The organism is Pigmentiphaga daeguensis, assembly GCF_039523035.1.
Taxonomy (GTDB): Bacteria; Pseudomonadota; Gammaproteobacteria; order Burkholderiales; family Burkholderiaceae_B; genus Pigmentiphaga; species Pigmentiphaga daeguensis.
Genome location: NZ_BAAAEN010000006.1, coordinates 28682 through 49244, shown reverse-complemented (window position 1 = coordinate 49244; position 20563 = coordinate 28682). Strand labels below are relative to the sequence as shown.

21 protein-coding genes are annotated in these 20563 nt (G+C 69.6%); 8 read left to right on the top strand and 13 right to left on the bottom strand.

Features of this window, described 5'->3' with window-relative positions; all coding sequences use genetic code 11:
• A complete protein-coding gene (locus ABD104_RS09985; RefSeq protein WP_087838002.1) occupies positions 1-495 on the top strand; it encodes a PIN domain-containing protein in 495 nt (164 codons plus the stop codon).
• 25 nt (positions 496-520) lie between these two features.
• On the opposite strand, the gene glmS is transcribed toward ABD104_RS09985, so the two are convergent.
• A complete protein-coding gene (glmS, locus tag ABD104_RS09980; protein ID WP_279815712.1) occupies positions 521-2353 on the bottom strand; it encodes a glutamine--fructose-6-phosphate transaminase (isomerizing) in 1833 nt (610 codons plus the stop codon).
• 169 nt (positions 2354-2522) lie between these two features.
• Here glmS and ABD104_RS09975 point away from each other — a divergent pair, with 169 nt between their 5' ends.
• The gene (locus ABD104_RS09975) at positions 2523-2993 is read left to right on the top strand and encodes an Lrp/AsnC family transcriptional regulator (RefSeq protein ID WP_343927452.1); all 471 of its coding nucleotides are present in this window, start codon (positions 2523-2525) and stop codon (positions 2991-2993) included.
• Positions 2994-2996: 3 nt separating this feature from the next.
• On the opposite strand, the gene glmU is transcribed toward ABD104_RS09975, so the two are convergent.
• Positions 2997-4376 carry a bifunctional UDP-N-acetylglucosamine diphosphorylase/glucosamine-1-phosphate N-acetyltransferase GlmU gene (glmU, locus tag ABD104_RS09970; protein WP_087837999.1) on the bottom strand — a complete coding sequence of 460 codons (1380 nt, stop codon included), beginning with the start codon at positions 4374-4376 and terminating at the stop codon, positions 2997-2999.
• Positions 4377-4443: 67 nt separating this feature from the next.
• Between glmU and ABD104_RS09965 the strand changes: the two genes are divergently transcribed.
• Positions 4444-5310, top strand: coding sequence for a DUF6279 family lipoprotein (locus tag ABD104_RS09965; RefSeq protein ID WP_132979544.1), 867 nt, complete (start codon positions 4444-4446; stop codon positions 5308-5310).
• A gap of 13 nt (positions 5311-5323) precedes the next feature.
• On the opposite strand, the gene ABD104_RS09960 is transcribed toward ABD104_RS09965, so the two are convergent.
• The 4 genes from ABD104_RS09960 to ABD104_RS09945 all read right to left on the bottom strand — a co-directional run bounded on the left by ABD104_RS09960 (position 5324) and on the right by ABD104_RS09945 (position 8968).
• Positions 5324-5953 (bottom strand): glutathione peroxidase, encoded by a 630-nt coding sequence (locus ABD104_RS09960; protein WP_087837997.1) that lies wholly within the window; start codon positions 5951-5953, stop codon positions 5324-5326.
• A gap of 25 nt (positions 5954-5978) precedes the next feature.
• The gene (locus ABD104_RS09955; protein ID WP_279815717.1) at positions 5979-7166 is read right to left on the bottom strand and encodes an FIST signal transduction protein; all 1188 of its coding nucleotides are present in this window, start codon (positions 7164-7166) and stop codon (positions 5979-5981) included.
• A gap of 79 nt (positions 7167-7245) precedes the next feature.
• A complete protein-coding gene (locus ABD104_RS09950) occupies positions 7246-7953 on the bottom strand; it encodes a PhaM family polyhydroxyalkanoate granule multifunctional regulatory protein (RefSeq protein WP_087837995.1) in 708 nt (235 codons plus the stop codon).
• A gap of 25 nt (positions 7954-7978) precedes the next feature.
• Positions 7979-8968, bottom strand: coding sequence for a fumarylacetoacetate hydrolase family protein (locus tag ABD104_RS09945; RefSeq protein WP_087837994.1), 990 nt, complete (start codon positions 8966-8968; stop codon positions 7979-7981).
• A gap of 167 nt (positions 8969-9135) precedes the next feature.
• Here ABD104_RS09945 and ABD104_RS09940 point away from each other — a divergent pair, with 167 nt between their 5' ends.
• From ABD104_RS09940 to ABD104_RS09920, 5 genes are all read left to right on the top strand, one after another.
• Positions 9136-9870: a DUF3108 domain-containing protein gene (locus ABD104_RS09940; protein ID WP_343927451.1), complete on the top strand. Its 735-nt coding sequence runs from the start codon at positions 9136-9138 to the stop codon at positions 9868-9870.
• Between the two features lie 107 nt (positions 9871-9977).
• Positions 9978-11048, top strand: a complete 1071-nt coding sequence (locus tag ABD104_RS09935; protein WP_165963123.1) for an enoyl-CoA hydratase/isomerase family protein — start codon at positions 9978-9980, stop codon at positions 11046-11048.
• Positions 11032-13179 carry an acetate--CoA ligase family protein gene (locus ABD104_RS09930; RefSeq protein ID WP_343927450.1) on the top strand — a complete coding sequence of 716 codons (2148 nt, stop codon included), beginning with the start codon at positions 11032-11034 and terminating at the stop codon, positions 13177-13179. Before ABD104_RS09935 ends, ABD104_RS09930 begins: the two co-directional genes overlap by 17 nt.
• Positions 13176-13766, top strand: coding sequence for a 2-hydroxychromene-2-carboxylate isomerase (locus ABD104_RS09925; RefSeq protein ID WP_165963124.1), 591 nt, complete (start codon positions 13176-13178; stop codon positions 13764-13766). Before ABD104_RS09930 ends, ABD104_RS09925 begins: the two co-directional genes overlap by 4 nt.
• A 14-nt stretch (positions 13767-13780) precedes the next feature.
• Complete coding sequence (locus ABD104_RS09920; RefSeq protein ID WP_087838739.1) at positions 13781-14758, top strand: Bug family tripartite tricarboxylate transporter substrate binding protein; 978 nt, start codon at positions 13781-13783, stop codon at positions 14756-14758.
• Here ABD104_RS09920 and ABD104_RS09915 read toward each other — a convergent pair.
• From ABD104_RS09915 to ABD104_RS09885, 7 genes are all read right to left on the bottom strand, one after another.
• On the bottom strand, positions 14755-15657 hold the full coding sequence (locus ABD104_RS09915) for a LysR substrate-binding domain-containing protein (RefSeq protein ID WP_279815730.1): 903 nt from the start codon (positions 15655-15657) through the stop codon (positions 14755-14757). The two genes, ABD104_RS09920 and ABD104_RS09915, sit on opposite strands and share 4 nt — an antisense overlap.
• Before the next feature lie 29 nt (positions 15658-15686).
• Complete coding sequence (locus tag ABD104_RS09910) at positions 15687-16679, bottom strand: ABC transporter substrate-binding protein (protein WP_132979548.1); 993 nt, start codon at positions 16677-16679, stop codon at positions 15687-15689.
• A 75-nt stretch (positions 16680-16754) separates the two neighbouring features.
• Positions 16755-17522 carry an ABC transporter permease gene (locus tag ABD104_RS09905; RefSeq protein WP_343927449.1) on the bottom strand — a complete coding sequence of 256 codons (768 nt, stop codon included), beginning with the start codon at positions 17520-17522 and terminating at the stop codon, positions 16755-16757.
• Positions 17519-18274 carry an ABC transporter ATP-binding protein gene (locus ABD104_RS09900; protein WP_279815733.1) on the bottom strand — a complete coding sequence of 252 codons (756 nt, stop codon included), beginning with the start codon at positions 18272-18274 and terminating at the stop codon, positions 17519-17521. Before ABD104_RS09900 ends, ABD104_RS09905 begins: the two co-directional genes overlap by 4 nt.
• Positions 18271-19245, bottom strand: a complete 975-nt coding sequence (ttcA, locus tag ABD104_RS09895; protein WP_087838733.1) for a tRNA 2-thiocytidine(32) synthetase TtcA — start codon at positions 19243-19245, stop codon at positions 18271-18273. Before ttcA ends, ABD104_RS09900 begins: the two co-directional genes overlap by 4 nt.
• On the bottom strand, positions 19242-19640 hold the full coding sequence (folB, locus tag ABD104_RS09890; protein ID WP_087838732.1) for a dihydroneopterin aldolase: 399 nt from the start codon (positions 19638-19640) through the stop codon (positions 19242-19244). The genes ttcA and folB overlap by 4 nt, the downstream gene beginning before the upstream one ends.
• Before the next feature lie 8 nt (positions 19641-19648).
• Entirely contained in the window at positions 19649-20464 is an 816-nt protein-coding gene (locus tag ABD104_RS09885; RefSeq protein WP_132979551.1) for an SDR family oxidoreductase, read from the bottom strand.
• Positions 20465-20563 lie beyond the last annotated feature (99 nt).

Sequence of the window (20563 nt, the reverse complement as noted above, 5' to 3'; positions counted from 1 at the left end):
ATGATCATCCTGGTTTCTGACACATCCGTCTTGGTCGACTTGGAGAGGGGTGGGCTACTTGAGCAAGCGTTTTCATGTGGCTTGACGATGGTGGTGCCAGACCTGCTTTACGTTCGCGAGCTGGAGCCCGAAAATGGCCCCTTGCTGCGCAGGCTGGGCTTGGGGGTCGTGGCCTTGAGTCCGGATGAGGTCGAGTTCGCGCAGCAGATCCGAAAGCAACGTCCGGGCTTGTCCCTGCCGGACTGTTTCGCGCTGAGTTGTGCGCGACGCCAGGGCCATGCCCTTGTTTCTGGCGATAAACTCTTACGGACAGAGGCCCAAGCACGCCATTGCATCGTCTATGGATTGCTGTGGATGCTGGATCAGATGGAGGCGTCGGGGAACGTTGACTCCTCGATGCTCCATGAAGGACTCTCGCGCATCTGGAACCACCCGCGCAAACGGCTGCCGAAGGGGGAGGTACTGAGACGGCTGGAGTGCTGGGCGCCGCGCTGACGGCAACGCCCAGAGCCGACTGGCATCACTCCACCGTCACGCTCTTGGCCAGGTTGCGCGGCTTGTCCACGTCGGTGCCGCGCGCGCAGGCCGTGTGATAGGCCAGCAATTGCATCGGCACCACGTGCAGGATGGGCGAGAGCCAGCCGTAGTGCTCGGGCATGCGGATCACGTGCACGCCGGTTTCCGAGCGGATGTTGCTGCCCGCGTCGGCGAACACGTACAGGTGGCCGCCGCGCGCGCGCACTTCCTGCATGTTCGATTGCAGCTTCTTGAGCAGGGCGTCCTGCGGCGCCACGGTGATCACGGGCATCTGGTCGGTGACCAGGGCCAGCGGGCCGTGCTTGAGCTCGCCGGCGGGATAGGCCTCGGCGTGGATGTAGCTGATTTCCTTGAGCTTGAGCGCGCCTTCGAGCGCGATCGGATAGTGCATGCCGCGGCCCAGGAACAGCGCGTTTTCCTTGCGCACGAACTCCTCGGCCCACGAGATGATCTGCGGCTCCAGGGCCAGCACGGCCTGGATGGCGACCGGCAGGTGGCGCAGCGAGCGGATGTGGTCCGCTTCCTGTTCCTCGGACAGGCGGCCCTTGCTCTTGGCCAGCGCCAGCGTCAGCAGGAACAGCCCGACGAGCTGGGTGGTGAAGGCCTTGGTGGACGCGACGCCGATCTCCACGCCCGCGCGGGTCAGGAAGTTCAGCGTGCATTCGCGCACCATGGCGCTGGTGGCCACGTTGCAGATGGTCAGGGTGTGCTTCATGCCCTGCTGCTGCGCATGCTTGAGCGCGGCCAGGGTGTCGGCGGTCTCGCCCGATTGCGAGATGGTGACGACCAGGCTGCGCGGATTGGGCACGCTGGTGCGGTAGCGGTACTCGCTGGCGATCTCGACGGCGACGGGCACCTGCGCGATGGCTTCGATCCAGTACTTGGCGGTCAGGCCGGCGTAGTAGCTGGTGCCGCAAGCCAGGATCAGCACCGAGTCGATCTGGTCGAAGACGCTGGCGGCGGTATCGCCGAACAGCTCGGGCGTGACGGTCTCGATGTCCTGCAGGGTATCGCCGATGGCGCGCGGCTGCTCGAAGATTTCCTTCTGCATGTAGTGCCGGTAGGGGCCGAGGTCGGCCGCGGCGGTGTGCGCGACCACGGCGCGGGCCGGACGCTCGACCGGCTGGCCGTTCTCGTCGATGATCCAGACGCGCGCGAGCTGCAGGTCGACGACGTCGCCGTCTTCCAGGTAGATGATGTTGCTGGTGGTGCCGGTCAGGGCCAGGGCGTCGGAAGCCAGGAAGTTCTCGTTTTCGCCCAGGCCGACGATGAGCGGCGAGCCGTGGCGGGCGCCGACCACGCGGTGCGGTTCGTCGCGGCAGAAGGCGGCGATGGCGTAGGCACCCTGCAGGCGCTTGACCGTCTGCTGCATGGCGGCGAACAGGTCGCCGTCGTACAGGTGGTTGAGCAGGTGGGCGATGACCTCGGTGTCGGTCTGGCTTTCGAACTCGTAGCCGTAGCCTTGCAGTTCGGCGCGCAGTTCCTCGTAGTTCTCGATGATGCCGTTGTGCACCAGCGCGACGCGGCTGCGGCCGTTGCGGTCGGCCGAGAAGTGCGGGTGCGCGTTGTTGGTGGCGGGGGCGCCATGGGTGGCCCAGCGGGTGTGGGCGATGCCGGTGAAGCCGGTCACCTTTTCCCCGGCGATCAGCGACTCGAGCTCGGCCACGCGCGAGGTGCTGCGGGTACGCCGCAGTTCGCCCTCGAGGTGGACCGCCACGCCGCAGGAATCATAGCCGCGGTACTCCAGGCGCTTCAGGCCTTCGATCAGAACGGGAACGATGTCGCGTTGGGCGACGGCGCCGACGATGCCACACATGGTGCTGGTGTCCTTGATGAACGGGTTCGGCGCAATTCTGGTCTTTTCGGGAAGAAATGTAATTACTATTTTTAGGTATTTTTTTGTGAAAATTTCTCCGCCACGGGTGGAAGAATTTTTATTAAAAAAATACCATAATAGTTATTGAAAATTTCACTTCAGTCCGCCCATGAGCCTGACCGTGGACCTCGACGACGTCGATCGGCGCATTCTGTCGGTTTTGCAGAACGACGCCACGCTGACCAACCAGGAACTGGCCGCGCGCGTGCACGTGTCGGCGCCGACCTGCCTGCGCCGCGTCCGGCGCCTGGTCGAGCAGGGGGTGATCGAGAAACAGGTGGCCATCGTCTCGCCCGAGAAGGTGGGCGCCGGCCTGACCGGCATCGTCGAGATCACGCTGGACGTGCAGGCGGCCGAGCGCCTGGCCGAATTCGAGGCCGCCATGGCGCGCGAGGCCGCCGTGACCCAGTGCTACCGGGTCTCGACGGGGCCGGACTTCGTGCTGGTGGTGCAGGTGCCCGACATGGCCGCCTATCACGCGCTGGCGCACCGGGCATTCACGGCACAGGGCAATGTGCGCAACGTCCGCACGTTTTTTTCGGTGCACCGGAGCAAGTTCGATACGCGGGTGGCGATCTGAGGCTTATTTTTTGACCGGCCGCTTCCAGCCTTCCACCGTCGCCTGCGGCGCCCGCGAGAGCGTGAGCCTGTCAGCGGGCGCATCCTTGGTCAGCGTGGTGCCGGCGCCCAGCGTGGCGCCACGGCCCACCGTGACGGGCGCGACCAGTTGGGTATCCGAGCCGATGAAGACGTCGTCCTCGATCACGGTGCGCGACTTGTTGACGCCGTCGTAGTTGCAGGTGATGGTGCCGGCGCCGATGTTCACCCGCGCGCCCACGGTCGCGTCGCCGACGTAGCTGAGGTGGTTGGCCTTGGAACCGGTGTCGAAGCTGCTGTTCTTGATCTCGACGAAGTTGCCCACGTGCGTCTGGTCGCCCAGCTGTGTGCCGGGGCGTAGCCGCGCGTAGGGGCCGATGCGGGCGTCGGCGCCCACGGTGGCGCCGTCCAGGTGGCTGAAGGCCGCCACGCGGGTGCCCGCGCCGACGCGCACGTCGCGCAGCACGCAATTCGGGCCGACCGACACGCCATCGGCCAGTTCGACGTTGCCCTCGAAGACGCAGCCCACGTCGATGAAGACGTCGCGGCCGCAGCGGAGGTTGCCGCGCACGTCGAAGCGGGCCGGGTCGGCCAGCGTGACGCCTGCTTCCAGCTGGCGCTCGGCCTGGGCGCGCTGGTAGATGCGTTCCAGCTCGGCCTGCTGCACGCGGCTGTTCACGCCCAGTGTTTCCCAGTCGTGGTCGGGGGCGGCGGACAGCACGGGCACGCCGTCGGCCACCGCCATCGCGATGATGTCGGTCAGGTAGTATTCGCCCTGGGCGTTGTCGTTCTTGAGCGCGGCCAGCCAGCGCTTGAGCGCGGCGGTGGGCGCGGCCAGGATGCCGGTGTTGACTTCGCGTATGGCGCGTTCCTCGGGCGAGGCGTCCTTGTGCTCGACCACCCGGTCGATGGAGCCGGCGCCGTTGCGCACGATGCGGCCATAGCCGGTGGCGTCGTCCAGTTCCACCGTCAGCACGGCCACGGCGCCGGGCTTCGAGGCCTGGGCGTCCAGCAGCCGTTTCAGGGTGTCGCTGTTCACCAGCGGCACGTCGCCGTACAGGACCAGGGTGACGTCGCCGGGGCCGTCGCTGCCGGCCAGTTCGGGTACCGCTTGTTGCACGGCGTGCCCCGTGCCCAGCTGGGGTTGTTGTAAAACGAATCCGAGGTCCGTGTCCTGCTCGTAATGGCGCTTGACCGTGTCGGCGCCATGGCCGACCACCAGGACGATGCGGGAGGGGTCCAGCGCCCGCGCGGCGCCGAGCACGTGGGTCAGCATGGGACGGCCCGCCAGCCCGTGGAGCACCTTGGGCAGGTCGGACTTCATGCGCTTGCCCATGCCGGCGGCCAGGATCACGATGTTGAGCATTTGCAGCACTACTCCGGTTGGAGATGGGTGAAAGCGTGGCAGTTTAAGGCAGCTTCGAGACGAACATATGATCAGAAGTGTATTGATCGTTGTCATCCTGGGCCTGGTGGCCGCCTGCAGCGGCGTGAAGCTGGGCTACAACAGCGCGGACAAGGTTTTGGCCTGGCGCATGGACGACTGGTTCGACCTGTCGGATGGCCTGCGCCAGCCGGCCCGCGACCGCCTGCACCGGGTGCTGGCCTGGCACCGGCGCGAGGAATTGCCGCGCTACGCCGATATTCTGCGCTCGGCCGAGCGCAGGCTGGTAGACCCGGCGCCGCTCAGCGCGTCCGAACTGCTGGCTTTGCAACAACAGGTGACGGGCCGCCTGCAGGTGCTGGGCGGCCGGGTGGCCGACGAGTTCGCCGAGGTACTGGTCCAGTTCGGTCCCGCGCAGCGCCGCCGCCTGCTGGCGCGGCTGGCCGAGAACAACGACGAGTTCCGCGAAGACTATGTGGATGCCGATGCGGACGCCGTGCGCAAGCGCCGCATCGACCAGATGGTGGACCGCTATCAATTCTGGCTGGGGCGGCTGTCCCCCGAACAGCGCGCCCATCTCGAGCAATGGGTGGACGCGCGCGGCGCGGACGCGGCCTGGCGCCTGTCGCTGCGGCAGGACCGGCAACGGATATTCGTCGGTATCGTGGACGAGGCGGTCCGCAGCAAGTCGCCGCCGCAGACGGCCTCGCGTCTGCGGGCATTCTTCTCGGACCTGGAGACGCCGGCCGCGGCGCCGGTGCGGGCACGCCATGAAGACGGTGAACGGGCGCGCGCGCAGTTGACGGCCGATCTCTTCAACATGGCCACGCCGGCCCAGCGCGACAAGGCGCGCGAGCGGCTGCGCCGGCTGGCGGAGGATTGCCTGGCGCTGGCCGCGCAGGGCGCGGCGTCGTAGCGGTCTGGCGCGGTCAGCCCGCCAGCAGTTTCTCGATCTCGCGGGTCATGCGCGCGTCAGTGGGCTCGACCGCGCTGGGGAAGGCGGCCACGGGCTTGCCGTCGCGGCCCACGAGGTATTTGTGGAAGTTCCACTTGGGCTGCTGGCCGGTCGCCTTGGCCAGCGTGGCGAACAGCGGGTTGGCATCCTTGCCCGATACCACCGACTTCGAGAAGATCGGGAACTTGACGCCGTAGGTGTTGAAGCACAGGTCGGCGATCTGTTCCTTGGAGCCGGTCTCCTGGGCGAAGTCGTTGGACGGGAAGGCCAGCACCACCAGCCCGCGGTCGCGGTACTTGGCGTAGACGCGCTCCAGTCCTTCGTACTGGTAGGTATAGCCGCAATAGCTCGCGGTGTTGACCACCAGGAGCACCTTGCCGCGGTACTGGCACAGGTTCTGCGGCGATTCGTCCTGCAGCCTGGGGAAGGTCACGTCCAGCAGGGCGGGGCAGGCGCCGGCGGCTGCGGCAGGGGTGTCGGCCCGGGCGGCGCGGGGCATGGCGGCCAGGGCCGCTGCCGCCAGCAGCGCGGTGGCCAGCACGATGGCGGCACGGCGCAGCGGATGCGGCGCGGCGGCCGCGTGATGGGGGTGGGATGGCTTCATGATGCGGCTCCCGGCGGGTGCGCCGTCAGAGGAAGACGGCCAGTACGCCCGCATACCAATATAGCCGGTCTTTGAAGATCTCGCCGTTGGCATACAGGCCGATCAGCGGCAGGTCGCCCAGTTGCTGCTGGACCAGTTGCATCTCGGCCGACGGGCCGCCGAACAGGGTGCCGGTGCGGCCCAGGCAGGAGATGTACAGCGCGCCGCGCACGCGCTCCATGCCGCCGTGCTCGGACTCGATCTGTTCGCGCAGCGAGGTGCATGCCCGGATCAGGTCGGCCTGCGCGGCCGCCCGGTCCCGGCGGCAGAACACGACATGGTCGGCCTCGTCCAGGTCGGAACCCAGGGCCAGCGCGCGCTCGTGCGGATCGACGCCGATCAGCGGCCGCACCTGGTAATCGCCGTGCATGAAGGCGTCGCCGCTGCCCATGCCGACGAAGGTGCCTTGCAGCATCTGCACCGCCGCCGGCATGGTCGGGGCGCCGGCCGGCGTGGCGCGCCGCTGCAACATGTCCGGCGCGCCCATGTCCCGCAGCAGCACGTCCAGCGCGGGCACGCCGTCCAGGCGGTTGAGCCGGCGGCCCGCTGACTCGGTAACGCGATGGACCGGTCCGATGGGCTGGCAGCTCTGGCTGACCCGGCTGGCGACGGCGACATTCTCGGACAGCACCACGCCCGACAGGCCGCCGGACAGCACGCTGTCAGCGATGGTGGTTTGCGGGTGGCGGCTGCTGGAGACACCGCCGAAGACGGTCGCCCCGGCCAGCTTGCCGCGCATGTCATGGACCAGGTCGGCCAGGTCGGGCGTGGCGGCGTCGGCATGGACCAGCGCGGTCCAGGCGGCGCGGCGGCCGTCGGGCGTGCGCGCCAGCCGCTCGGGCGGCGGGGTGGCGCCCGAGAAGACCTGGAAGTCGTCGGGAGCGAAATCCGCCAGCATCAGCGCGATGGCGGGTTCGTCGATGTATTCGGCGGTGCCGGCCGCGATGCCCACCCCTATCGCGCCGGTCCAGTGCGTCACGCCGGTGCGTTCGCGCAGGAAGGCCAGGATGTCGGCGGCCTCGGCGGCGTGGTGGTCGGTCAGGTACAGGAAGCCGAGCGTCGCGCCGGCGCCCGCGCCGACCCGGCTGGCCCGTTCGATCTGCGCCAGGCACAGCGACGCCGACATGCGCCAGTCGGGGTGCGTGGCGTGGGCCCAGGGGAACTGCGAACTCATGGCGCCGCCCCGCGGTTGCCGCGCGGCGCCCTGCCCGTGGCGGGGCGGGTGCCTGTCGCGTTCGGCCGGGCGGTCCCGGTCATGGCCGGGCCTTGGGCTTGCGGGCCCGGGACGCCGTGCCGGTGCGCTTGGCCGCGGGTTTGGCCGCGGCGGCGGCCTGTCCCTTGTCCGCCTTGGTTCCGGCAGCGGGAGGCGTGGGCATGGACGCGGCCGCGGCGGTCGCCATGCGATTGAACTGGTCCTGCAGCATGTTCCACCAGGGGTTCGCGGCGGACGGATTCGCGGCGGGCGCCTCGGCGGACTTGGCCGAGGCCTGCTGTGCCTGGTCCCCGGCCTTCGGGGCCGCGTCGGGCTTGTCCTGGCCGGCGGGCTTCGCGGCGGGTTTGGCCGGCGCGGGCCGCAGTCCCAGCGCGACTTCCAGCGGCGAAGGCGGCGCGTCGGCGTCGCCCCCGCCGTATGCCTCGCTGGCGGTCTGCGCGAACGAGCGCAGGGTGGAGATGGTGGCGCGCTGCACTTCCAGGCCCTGTATGGTTCCGCGCAGCATGGTCAGGTTCAGGTTCAGCCAGTTTTCGACGGCGCGCAGGTCGTTGATGCGGCGGTCCAGGTCGTCCAGGCCCATAGCGGGCGAGATCGGCGCCGTCTGCGGCAAGGCGCCCAGGCTGCCCCAGACCTGGCGCAGCATTTCCATGCTTTGCAGCACCGGGTTGGCGATGTTGCCGTCGCTGCCGGGAAGCTGCAGGCCCGGGATGCCGAAAGGGTTGCCGGAACCGGCGGTATGGGAGGCCATGTCGGTTTCCTCGCTGGGAAAGGCGCTACTGCTGCTCGGGCGCGGCGACGACCTGGTCGATGGCGCCGAACAGGCTGGCGCCCGTTTCGTCGAACATCTCGATGCGTATAGTGTCGCCGAATTTCATGAACTCGGTGGTGGCCGAACCGTCGGCGATGACTTCCAGGCACCGCTTCTCGGCGATGCAGGCGTAGCCGACCGACGCATCCTTGTTCGAAATGGTGCCCGAGCCCACGATGCTGCCCGCGCGGCAGTTGCGCGTCTTGCAGATGTGCGAGATCAGGCGCGGGAAGCTGAACACCATGTCGGTGCCCGCATGCGGCCGGCCGACGACCTTGCCGTTCCAGGTCACCGTGAGCGGCAGGTGCACCATGCCGTCGCGCCAGGCGGCGCCCAGCTCGTCGGGCGTGATGGCCACGGGCGAGAAGGCGGTGGCCGGCTTGCTCTGGAAGAAGCCGAAGCCCTTGGCCAGTTCGTTGGGAATCAGGTTGCGCAGCGAGACGTCGTTGGCCAGCATGATGAGCCGGATGGCGTCCGCCGCCTCGGCGGGCGTGGCGCCCATCGCGACGTCGCCGGTGATGACCGCCACCTCGCCTTCGAAGTCGATGCCGAAGGCTTCCGCGCCGCAGACGATGTCGTCGGTGGGGCCCAGGAAATCGTCGCTGCCGCCCTGGTACATCAGCGGGTCCGTCCAGAACGTCTCGGGCATCTCGGCGTTGCGCGCCTTGCGCACCAGCTCGACGTGATTGACGTAGGCCGAGCCGTCGGCCCACTGGAAGGCCCGTGGCAGGGGGGCCGCGCATTGCTCGGCCGAGAATTCGAACGGCCGCACGGCGCGTCCGGCGTTCAAGGCGTCGTACAGGTCCTGCAGCTGCGGCGCGATGAAATTCCAGTCGTCCAGCGCGCGTTGCAGCGTGGGCGCGATCTCGGTGGCGAAATGGGCGGTGCGCAGGTCGCGGGAAACGACGATCAATTGGCCGTCGCGCGAGCCGTCGCGATAGGAAGCGAGTTTCATGGCTGCCTGGAAGGAATGCGATGGGGGGACAAGATGCCGAACAGTAACACGAGGCGGACAGGGGCCGCGGCAGCCCGGTAGCAGTCGCTAACAGCCTGGCCGCGCGGGTCCAGTACGATAGAGGCATCACCGTATCGAGGGCCGCGCGAACGCGGCCCGGACTCGCCATGCCTTTCGTCTTTCGTCCCTCTCGCCGACATTTCGCCCGCGCCTGCGCGGCCCTGGCGTTGGCCGCCGCCGCGCCCGCGCTGCATGCGGCCGAACGCTATTCGCCGCCCGCCTCGGCCGTCTTGACCTACAAGCTGAACGCCTCCGCCAAGGGCTTCAAGATCAACGTCGACAGCACGCTGGAATGGCAGCGCAACGGCAGCGACTACCGGCTGGTGAACCGCGGCAGCTTCCTGTTCTTCAGCTTCGTCTGGGAAAGCACCGGCAAGGTCGGCGACGACGGCCTGCAGCCCGCGCGCTACCAGGAGACGCGCAACAAGCGCGTCAAGACGGCCGAGTTCGACGCCGCCGCGGGCCGCCTGCGCCTGCCCAGCGGCAACGAGGAACCGCTCAAGCCCGGCACGCAGGACCGCATGTCGGTGCTGCTGCAACTGGCCTCGCTCGGCCGCGCCGACAGCGGCGCCTTCGCCGACGGCAAGGTCGTGCCCTTTCGCGTCGCCGGTTCGAGCCAGTCGGACAACTGGCGCTTCCGGGTGGTGGGCCGCGACAAGCTGTCCACGCCCATGGGCAGCATCGAGGCGGTGCACCTGAAGCGCGAGCGCGACCACGACGATGGCCAGAAGGTCGAGGTCTGGCTGTCGCCCGCGCATGACTGGCTGCCAGTGCGGGTGCTGTCGAACGAAGCCGACGGCGACTTCCTGGACCAGGTGGTGCAGAAGATCGAGCGGTCCTAGCCCCCGGGCTGCGTTGCTCGCGCAGCAACGCATTGTTCCGCCCACGGTGATTGTCCACCCCGGTAGCGCCCGCGAGAATGGGCGCCTGGTATTTCCCGGGTGGTTCCGTGTCTTCTTCCTTCGTTTCTTCCGTGCTGCGGGACGGCATCGCCATCCTGTGGATCGATCATCCTCCGGTCAACGCCATCGGAGCGGACGTGCGTGCCGCCCTGGCCGAGGCGCTGGCCGGCATCGAGCATGACCGGGCCCTGCGCGGCGTGGTCGTGGCCGGCACGGGCCGTATGTTCTCGGGCGGCGGCGACCTGCGCGAGGTCGGCCGGCCCGATGCGTCCGGCACGGTCCGCATGGCCGACCTGGCGCGGCGCATCGAGACTTTCCCCAAGCCCGTCGTGGCCGCGGTGCGCGGCAAGTGCATAGGCGGCGGCACGCTGCTGTCGCTGGCCTGCCATGCGCGAGTCGGCGCCGACGACGCGCTGCTGATGCTGCCCGAGCTGAACCTGGGCCTGGTGCCGGGCGCCGGCGGGACTCAGCGCCTGCCGCGCCTGGTGGGCCTGGAGGCCGCCCTGGACATGGTGACGCGGGCCCGGGGCGTGGACGCCGCGGCCGCGCTGGCCCAGGGGCTGCTGGACGAGGTGGCCGACGATCCGGTGGCCGCCGCCGTGCGCCGCGCGAGCGACATCGCGTCGGGCCGCCTGCCGTGGCGGCGCACCGCCGAGCTGGCCGTTCCTGACGGCGCGCAGGCCGACGCGCTGCGCGCGCGCTACCTGGACGTGGCCGAGCAGGCTTTTCCCGGCCGCGAGGCCGGCCCGCAGGCCGTCGACCTGATCCTGGCCGCCGCGGCCTTGCCCTTCGAGCGGGGTTGCGAGGCCGAGCGCGAGCGTTTCGCGCAACTGGCCGCGGGCCCGCAGGCCCGGGCCCTGCTGCACCTGTTCTTCGCCGAGCGCGCGCTGGCCAAGGCCGCCGATGCGCCCGATGCCGCCACGCGCGCCCGCATCGCCCGCAGGCTGCGCGCCGTGGGCGAGCCCGTGCCGCCCTATGCCGCCTGGACACAGGCCGCGCGCGCCTGCCTGGCCGAGGGCCTGGCGCCCCGCGCCGAATTCATCGATGTCATCGCCGTCAAGGACTGTGGCTTTCCCGCCCTGTCCGGAGGACCCCTGCACCATGCTGGACCGCATTGAATCCCCCGTCCGCGAGCACGCGGCCGGCTCCCTGGACCCGTTGTTCTCCCCGGCCTCGATCGCCGTGCTGGGAGCCTCGGCCGATCCGCTGAAGATAGGCGGGCGTCCCATCAAGTTCCTGAAGGCGCACGGCTATGGCGGGACCCTGTTGCCGGTGAATCCGAGGGGCGGCGAGGTGCAGGGGCTGCCGGCCCTGCGCAGCGTGGCCGAACTGCCGTGGGGCGTGGACCATGCCGTCGTGGCGCTGCCGGCCTCGGCGGTGCTGGAGGCCGCGCAGGCCTGCGCCGACCGCGGGGTGAAGGCGATGACGGTGTTCAGCGCCGGCTTCGCGGAAGTCGGTCCCGAAGGCGCCGCCATGCAGGCCCGGCTGTCGGCGCTGGCGCGCGAGAGCGGCATGCGCATCATCGGCCCGAACTGCATGGGTGTGATGAACTTCCGCATCGGCATGATCGCCAGCTTCGCCTTCATGGTGGACCTGGGACTGCCGCGCCTGGGCCGCACCGCGCTGGTCAGCCAGAGCGGCGCGTTCGGCGGCCAGGCGCTGGTGATGGCCCGCCGCCGCGGGCTGCCGCTGGGCGCGTGGGTGACCACTGGCAACGAGTGCGACGTCGAGATGGCCGACTGCCTGGCCCACTTCGCGCGCGACGACGAGACCGACGTCATCATGGGCTACATGGAAGGCTGCCGCAGCCCCGACCGGCTGGTGCACGCGCTGGCGCTGGCGCGCGAGCGCGGCAAGCGCGTGGTCATGGTCAAGGCGGGCAGCTCGGACGTGGGCCGGGCGGCGGCGCAGTCGCACACGGGCGCGCTGGCCGGCAACGATCGCGTCTTCGACAGCCTGTTCCGCCAGTACGGCGTGCATCGCGCCGATTCCATCGAGTCCTTCTTCGATGCTGCCTACGCCGCGGGCAGCGGCAAGCGCATCACCGAAGGCCGGGTGGGGGTGTTCACGGTGTCGGGGGGCGTGGGCGTGCTGATGGCCGACGTTGCCGAGCACGAGAAGCTGGACATGGCGCCGCTGCCGCAGCCGGCGCAGGATGAACTGCGCGCCATGCTGCCGCTGGCCGCCGTGCGCAATCCGGTGGATGGCACGGCGCAGATCTGGAGCGACATGGCGCTGTTCCGGCGCTTCCTGCGCACGATGCTGCGCGAGGGGCGCTACGAGGCGGTGGTGTTCTTCCTGACCGCGATGCCGTATTCGCCGCCGCTGCAGCAGCCGCTGGCCGAGATCTTCGCGGACCTGCGCCGCGAGTTCCCCGAGCCGGCCCTGGTGTTGTCCATGCTGGCGCCGCAGGCGCTGCAGGACGAACTGGCCGAGCACGGGTACCTGATGATCGAGGATGCGTCCCGCGCGATCCGGGCGCTGTCCGCGCTGCGCGCGCTGTCGCGTCCCAGCCCCGGGCCGGCCGACCTGGCCAGCCTGCCGCGCGTGCCGCATTTCCCCGCGCTGGAGGCGGCCAACGAGCATGCGGCCAAGGAAGTCCTGGCCAGGGTGGGGATTCCCGTGCTGCCCGAGCGGACGGTGGCCGATCCGGACGCGGCCTGCGCGGCCGCGTGGGAGCTGGGCTATCCCGTGGCGCTCAAGGTGCTGTCGCCCGACATCGTGCACAAGAGCGAGGCGGGAGGCGTGGCGCTGGATATCGCCGACGAGGCGGGGCTGCGCGAGGCCTGGGCCGCCATGCGCGAACGCGTCGCACAGGCCGCGCCGCGGGCGCGCATCGACGGCATGCTGCTCGCGCCCATGGCGCCCGACGGCGTGGAAATGATCCTGGGCGTGCAGCGCGATCCCGTGTTCGGCCCGGTGGTGATGGTCGGGATGGGAGGCATCTACGCCGAATTGCTGGACGACGTATCGCTGCGCATCGCGCCGGTCGACGCGGAGGGCGCGATGCGGATGGTGCGCGAGCTCAAGGCCTTTCCGCTGCTGGACGGCGCGCGCGGCCGGCCCCGCGCCGACCTGGACGCGCTGGTCCGCGCCATCGTGCGCCTGTCGGTATTCGCGCACCGGCACGCCGACCGCATCGCGTCCATCGACATCAATCCTTTCCGGGTGTTCGAGGCCGGCCGCGGCGCCGCGGCGCTCGACGCCGTGCTGCTGACCCGCGAACCGGAAGATGGAGGCCACGCGTGAAGACCCTGACCTTCTATTTCTCGCTGCTGTCGCCCTGGGTCTACCTGGCCGGGCCGAGGCTGCACGAACTGGCCGCCGAGACGGACACCCGCATCGTCTATCGCCCCATCGACCTCTTGCGCGTGTTCCGGGAAACCGGCGGCGCGCCGCTGGCGGGCCTGCATCCCTCGCGCCGGGCCTACCGCGGCGTCGAGCGCACGCGCTGGGCGCGGCACCTGGGCATGCCGATCAACGACCAGCCGCGGCATCATCCCGTGGACGAGTCGCTGGCGGCATGTTCCGTCCTGGCCGCCGAGCGCGCGGGGCTGCCCGTTTGGCCGCTGGCGCAGGCCATCCTGGCCGGGGTGTGGGTACGCGACCTGGACATCTCCGACCCGGAGACGCTGGTCCGGATCGCCGACGAGGCCGGCTATCCCGGCCGCGCGCTGGTGGCCGAGGGGGGCGGGCCGTCCTGCCGCGGCCTGTTCGAGGACCATACCCGCGAGGCGCTGGCCAACGGGATATTCGGCGTACCGAGCTTCGTCATCGACGGTGAACTGTTCTTCGGACAGGATCGCCTGGATTTCGTGCGGCGGGCGCTTGTTTGACTAAGGAACCCATCATGAATCCTGCAAGGAAACTATCCGCTTTCATCCTGCTGGCGGCCGGCCTGCTCGGCTGGCAAGGCGCCAGCGCCCAGGCCTACCCGGCCAAGCCCATCCAGTGGATATCGCCGTGGACCGCGGGCGGCGGCAACGACATCCTGTCGCGCGCGCTGGCCGAGCAACTGGCCAGCCGCCTGGGGCAGCCCGTGGTCGTGGAGAACCGGCCCGGCGCCACCGGCACCATCGGCACCGCCCAGGTCGCGCGGGCAGCGCCCGACGGCTATACCCTGACGCTGGCCAGCGCCGCCACGCATGCGACGGCCCCGGCCATCTACAGCAAGCTGACCTACGATCCGGTCAAGGACTTCACGCCCATCACGCTGGTGGCGACCGTGGCCAACGTGCTCGTCATCCATCCCTCGGTGCCGGCGCACAACCTGAAGGAACTCATCGCCTACGCCAAGGCCAACCCGAACAAGCTGAACTTCTCGTCGGTGGGCGCGGGTTCCATCCAGCACCTGTCGGGCGTGATGTTCAACCAGCTGGCCGGCGTGCAGACCGCGCACGTGCCGTACAAGGGCACGGCGCCGGCGGTGGTGGACCTGCTGGCCGGCCGCGTGCAGATGGCCTTCGAGAGCCTGCCCACCATGCTGCCCCACATCCGCAGCGGCGCGCTGCGCGCCATCGGGGTGACCACGCCCAAGCGCTCGGCGGTGCTGCCCGAGCTGCCCACGCTGGCCGAGGCGGGCCTGCAGGGCTTCGATGCTTCGCTGTGGTACGCGGTGATGGGGCCGGCCGGCATTCCCCAGCCGGTGGTCAAGGTCCTGCACGATACCGTGGTGGCCAGCCTGCAGTCGCCGGAAGTCATGCGCCGCCTGTCCGAGCAGGGCGCGGAACTGGCGACCAGCTCGCCGCAGGAGCTGGCCGAGTTCGTCCGCAAGGACACCGAGAAGTGGAGCGGCTTCATCAAGCGCGCCGGCGTGACGCTGGATTAGGGCCTGTTCCCGCCCTCGACGTGGGCGCGCAGGTGGCGCAGGTAGGCGTTGACCGCCGGCGTCAGCCGGCGCCTGCCCAGCACGCAGATCTCGAGCGCGGTGCGGCCCAGCAGCGGGTCGGACAAGGGTACGCCGACCACCTCGGCGCCGGGCCCCTGCCGGCTCAGGGACAGGCCCAGCAGGATCGCCACGCCGCCCTGGTCGCGCACGAAGGCCTGCATCGCCGCGATCGAACTGGTGACCAGGGCTGGCGTCAGCTCCAGCTTCTCGACGCGGGCCACCGCGTCCAGCAGGTGCCGGATGCCGGTGTCCGGCGGCGGCAGCGCCAGCGGATAGGCCAGCAGCTCGGCCATCGATACCGAGGCCCGTCCGGCCAGGGGATGGCCGGGCCAGACCACCGCGCACAGCGGCGCAGGCAGGCGGACGGCACATTCGACCGCGCTGGCCGCGCGCGGCGACAGGGCGATGCCGATGTCGGCCCGTCCCGCCTCGATGGCCGCCATGATCTGGTCGCTGCCATCCATGGCAAGCTCGAAGGTGATGCCGGGGTACTGCCGGCGGAAGGTCGCGATCGTGGACGCTGCCAGTTCGGCGGCATGGCCCTCTATCGTGCGCAGCTTCACATGCCCCGTGCGCAGTCCCTTGAGCGCGTCCAGTTCCTCCAGCACCAGCTTGCGGTTCTGGCGCAGGCTCTCGACGTAGTTCAGGTAGACCTGGCCCGCCGGCGTCAGGGTCATGTTGCGGCTGTTGCGGTCGAACAGCTTGATCTGCAGTTCCGATTCCAGGCGGCCGATCTGCCGGCTCACGACCGAGGGCGCGAGGTCCAGCCGCTCGGAAGCCTTGCGTATGCCGCCGCACAGGGCGACCTGGTAGAAGCAGTCGAGCTCGTCGCTATGCATGGCCGGTCCGCGCCGGAACGCCGCGCGGCTCAGGGCAGCACATGGACCTGGTCGACGATGTCGGTCGTGAACGCCGACCGGTAATCGACCTTGGGACTCAAGAGCTTCTCGCGCACCATGAATTCATAGGTCTTCTTCCAGCGCGCGTCGGTCATGGTCAGCAGGCCCTGCGTCCTGGCGTCCCCGCCGTCGACCAGCCGCGCGTCGCGCAGCGCCTTGACGCCGTAGTCCAGCAGCGCCTTCGTCATCTGCGGGTTGTCCTTCAGGATCAGCGCGTTGCCGGGGGCGGGATTCTTCAGGTAGCTCTTCCAGCCCTCGGCGCTGGCCTCGACGAAGCGGCGGATCGCGTCCTTCTTCGCATCCAGCCCCGACTTGGTGGCCACGATGGTCTGTGCATATGGGGGGTAGCCGTAGGTGCCCAGCAGGAACACGGTGGGCTTGAAGCCCCCCTGGGTCTCGATGGTGTAGGGCTCGGACGCCAGGTAGCCCTGCACGGCGGAGTTCTTGTCCACCAGGAAGGGCTGGACCGAGAAGGTATAGGGCTTCTTCTGGGCGTCGGTGAAGCCGTACTTGGTCTTGAGCCAGGGCCAGTAGGTGGTTTCGCTGGCCTGGCCGATGTACAGGGTCTTGCCCTTCAAGTCGCCCAGGGTCTTGGGGCCGGGGTGGGAAACCAGGACGGTGGGCGACTGCTGGAAGGTGGTGGCCACCGTGACCAGCGGCAGGCCTTGTTCCACGGCCTTGTAGGTCTGCAGGTCGTCGCCCATGGCGACGTCGTACTGGCCGGCCAGCAGCAGTTGCAGCACGTTGATCTGCGGGCCGCCCATCTTGATGGTGACGTTCAGCCCGTGCTTCTTGTACGTGCCTTCGGCCAGGGCCTGGTAGAAGCCGCCGTGTTCGGCCTGGGCGTACCAGTTCGAGCCGAAGACGAGCTTGTCGGCGGGCGCGGGGGCCTGGGCGTGGGCCTGTAAGGCCAGGACCAGGGTGGCCAGCAGGGAGGGGATTAGGGCGTGGGAGGGACGCATGGGCGGGCTCCGGGTAAAGGAATGCGGTGGTGTTGCATGGTACCGGGGACGGGCGAGGGTCGCCAGATGGGGCCGCTACCGCATCTCGTGCCAGCCCCGCAGCACGACGCGCGACAACAGCGTCATCGCCGCGAACAGCACCACGCCGGCCACGGTGATGAGCAGCAGCGCGGCGAACAGGCGGGGGATGTTGATCTGGTAGCCGGCCTGCAGGATCTGGTAGGCCAGGCCGGTTTGCGAGCCGCCGGTGCCGGCGACGAATTCGGCCACGACGGCGCCGATCAGGGCCAGGCCGCAGGCGATGCGCAGGCCGCCGAAGAAGGCCGGCAGGGCCGAGGGCAGGCGCAGCCGCCACAGGATCTGCCAGCGGCTGGCCCGCTTCAGGCGGAAGAAGTCGAGCAGGCCGGGGTCGATGCTGCGCAGTCCCAGCACCGTGTTGCTGATGATGGGGAAGATCGCGACGATGGTGGCGCACAGGGTCAGCGCCACCAGGGTGTGCTTGACCCAGATGATGATGAGCGGCGCGACCGCCACGATGGGCGTGACCTGGAGCAGCACCGCATAGGGGAAGAGGCTGGCTTCGATGACGCGGCTCTGCACGAACAGGAAGGCCAGCAGCACGCCCAGCACGGTGGCGGCCAGCAGCGCGAGGCCGGTGATCTCCAGGGTGACCCAGAGCGAGCCGGACAGCAGGTCCCAGTCCCGCACCAGGGCCTGGGCCACGTCCATCGGTGCGGGCACCAGGTAGACGGGGACGTCGAACGCGCGCACCAGGGCCTGCCACAGCGCGATCACGATCACCGCGACCACGACGGGGGCGCCCAGGCGCAGCCAGGTGTTCATCGCTGTCCCTCCAGCAGCGCGGCCTGCAGGCGCGCGGCCTGCATGGCGAAGGCGGGCGAGACGCGGAAGGCGGCGTCGCGGGTGGGGGCCTCGATGGGAATGTCGGCCACGATGCGGCCGGGCCGGCGCGACAGGACGATGACGCGGCTCGACAGGTAGACGGCCTCGAAGATGCTGTGGGTCACGAACACCACGGTCAGCTTCTGACGCGCGGCCAGGCCCAGCAGTTCATCGTCCAGGTGCTGGCGGGTGATGTCGTCCAGCGCGCCGAAGGGTTCGTCCATCAGCAGCAGGCTGGGCTCGGTCGCCAGCGCGCGGGCGATGGACACGCGCATGCGCATGCCGCCGGACAGCTCGCTGGGGCGCGCGGTGTCGAAATCGGCCAGCCCCACCCGTTCCAGCGCCTCGCGCACCCGGCCGCGCCGCGCTTGCATGGGCAGACGGCGCGGGCCGCGTTCCAGGTCCAGCGGCAGCCGCACGTTGGCGGCCACCGAGGCCCAGGGCATCAGCGTGGCATCCTGGAACACGTAGGACAGGTCGTCGACGTCGCCGTGCCGCCGCAGGGTGCCGGCGGTGGGCATATCCAGTCCGGCGAAGATGCGCAGCAGGGTCGTCTTGCCGCAGCCGGACGGGCCCAGCAAGGTCACGAACTCGCCCGCGCGCACGGTCAGGTCGATCGGCGACAGGGCGTCCACGCCGTTGGGAAAGCGGCGGGCGACGCCTCGGGCCTCCAGGACCGGCGTGGCGTTCAATGCGTGGCGCCGTCGCGGAAGAAGCGCACGGTGCGTTCGGCCAGGGGTTCGCCGGTCTCGTCGCCGCACGCGCTGGCGGACGAGGGTTGCGGATCGACGTGGTCGAAGGCCGTGTCGCCTTCCGGGTCGGGCACGCCGGTCGGCCGGAGGTTGGCGAAGTCGAACAGGCCGCGGTCGAGCAGGTGCGAGGGCGTCACGCGCGACAGGGCGTTGAAGATGTTCTCGATCCGCCCGGGGAAGGCCCGTTCCCATTCGTCGATCAGGCGGCCGGCTTCCTTGCGCTTGAGGTTTTCCTGCGAGCCGCACAGGTTGCACGGGATGATGGGGAAGGCCTTCCATTGCGCGTAGGCGACCAGGTCGTCTTCCTTGATGTAGGCCAGCGGCCGGATCACCGTGTGGCGGCCGTCGTCCGACACCAGCTTGGGCGGCATGCTCTTCAACTGTCCGCCGTAGAACATGTTCATGAAGAACGTGGCCAGTATGTCGTCGCGGTGATGGCCCAGCGCGATCTTGGTCGCCTTCAGTTCGTCGGCGACGCGGTACAGGATGCCGCGCCGCAGCCGCGAACAGAGCGAGCACATCGTCTTGCCCTCGGGAATGATGCGGGTGACGATGGAATAGGTGTCCTGGGTCTCGATGTGGAAGGGCACGCCCAGTTCGGTCAGGTAGCGCGGCAGCACGTCGTCCGGGAAGCCGGGCTGTTTCTGGTCGAGGTTGACGGCGACGATGTCGAAGTCGATGGGTGCCCGCTCGCGCAGCTTGAGCAGGATGTCGAGCATGCCGTAGGAGTCCTTGCCGCCCGACAGGCACACCATCACGCGGTCGCCCGCCTCGATCATGTTGAAGTCGCCGATGGCGCGGCCGGCCTCGCGCATCAGCCGTTTTTCCAGCTTGTTGCGCTCGCGTTCCTGCTTGAGCCGCGCGCGGCCCGCGTCGGCGGTATCCGGAAGGGGCGATACGATGGCGTTCATGTCGGCGCTCCATGGCGCTGCGCGCCGTCCCCGGGGGCCCGGGTGGCCGACACCTCGATGCCGACGGCCGCGCAGTCGGCGAAGGCCTGGGGCTTGGCGACGCGCAGTCGCACGTCGCGGATCTCGGGGAACTGGGCCAGCAGCCGCGCGGCCAGCCGGTCGCACAGGGTTTCGATCAGGTTGACGTGGGTGCGCGTGCACTCGTCGATGATGCACTCGCGCAGCCGGCGATAGTCCAGCACTTCCTGGATGCCGTCATGGGCCGGCATGTCCACGCCTTCGAGGTCGATCTCGGCGTCCACGTGCAGGGGCTGGGTGGCGCCGCGTTCGTGGTCCAGTATGCCGATCTGGGCATCGATGGCCAGGCGGTTGAAGAAAATGCGGCGTGTGCCCATGGTTCCACTCAAGTCTGGCCGGCGGCGTTGCCCGCCGGCGGGTTCATCATGCTGAAGTCGCGGTCGAAGCCGACCAGGTGCTGTCCGCCGTCCACCAGCAGCGTCGTGCCGGTGATCGAGCGGTTCTGCGCCGCGAACAGGACCGCCTGGGCAATGTCCTCGGGGTGGCTGGCATGGCCCAGCGGCGACATCGCATGGGTCTGCGCGAACTGCTGGGGCGTCTGCAGGTGGCTGATCATGGTCAGCCCCGGCGCCACGCCCACCACCCGCACCGCCGGCGCCAGCGCCTGGGCCAGCATGGTCGTGGCGGCTTCCAGGGCGGCCTTGCTCAGCGTGTACGAGAAGAAGTCCGGGTTGTAGTTCCAGAGCTTCTGGTCCAGCAGGTTGATCACCGCCCCGCGGGCATCCGGCCCGCGCCGCGCCACGTCGGCGGCCAGCGCGCGCGCCAGGATCACGGGCGCCACCAGGTTGGGCAGCAGGTGGGTCTGGAGCAGCCGGGTGTCGAACGAGGCGACGTCGTCGTATTCGAAGGTGGAGGCATTGTTGACCAGCGCGTCCACGCGTCCGAATCCTGTCCGGACGGCGGGGACCAGCGTTTCGGCGGCGGCCGGGTCGGCCAGGTCGCAGGCATGGGCCTCGGCGCGGACGCCCAGGGCGCGCAGGGCATCGCAGGTTTCCAGCGCGGCGTCGCGCGAGGTTGCATAGTGCACGGCCACGTCCCAGCCCGCGCGGGCGAAGGCCAGCGCGATTTCCCGGCCGATGCGGCGGGCGGCGCCGGTGACCAGGACGACGGGGCGGGAAGAGGAAGGGCGCGCTTCGCGCATGGCGAGTCGGGTCCGGAAAGGCGGCAAAACGGGGATTTTAGCAAGGAGCCGCCTGGCCGCGCTCTCCGCCCGGCCAGGGCCGGGGGAGCAGGCGGGTGG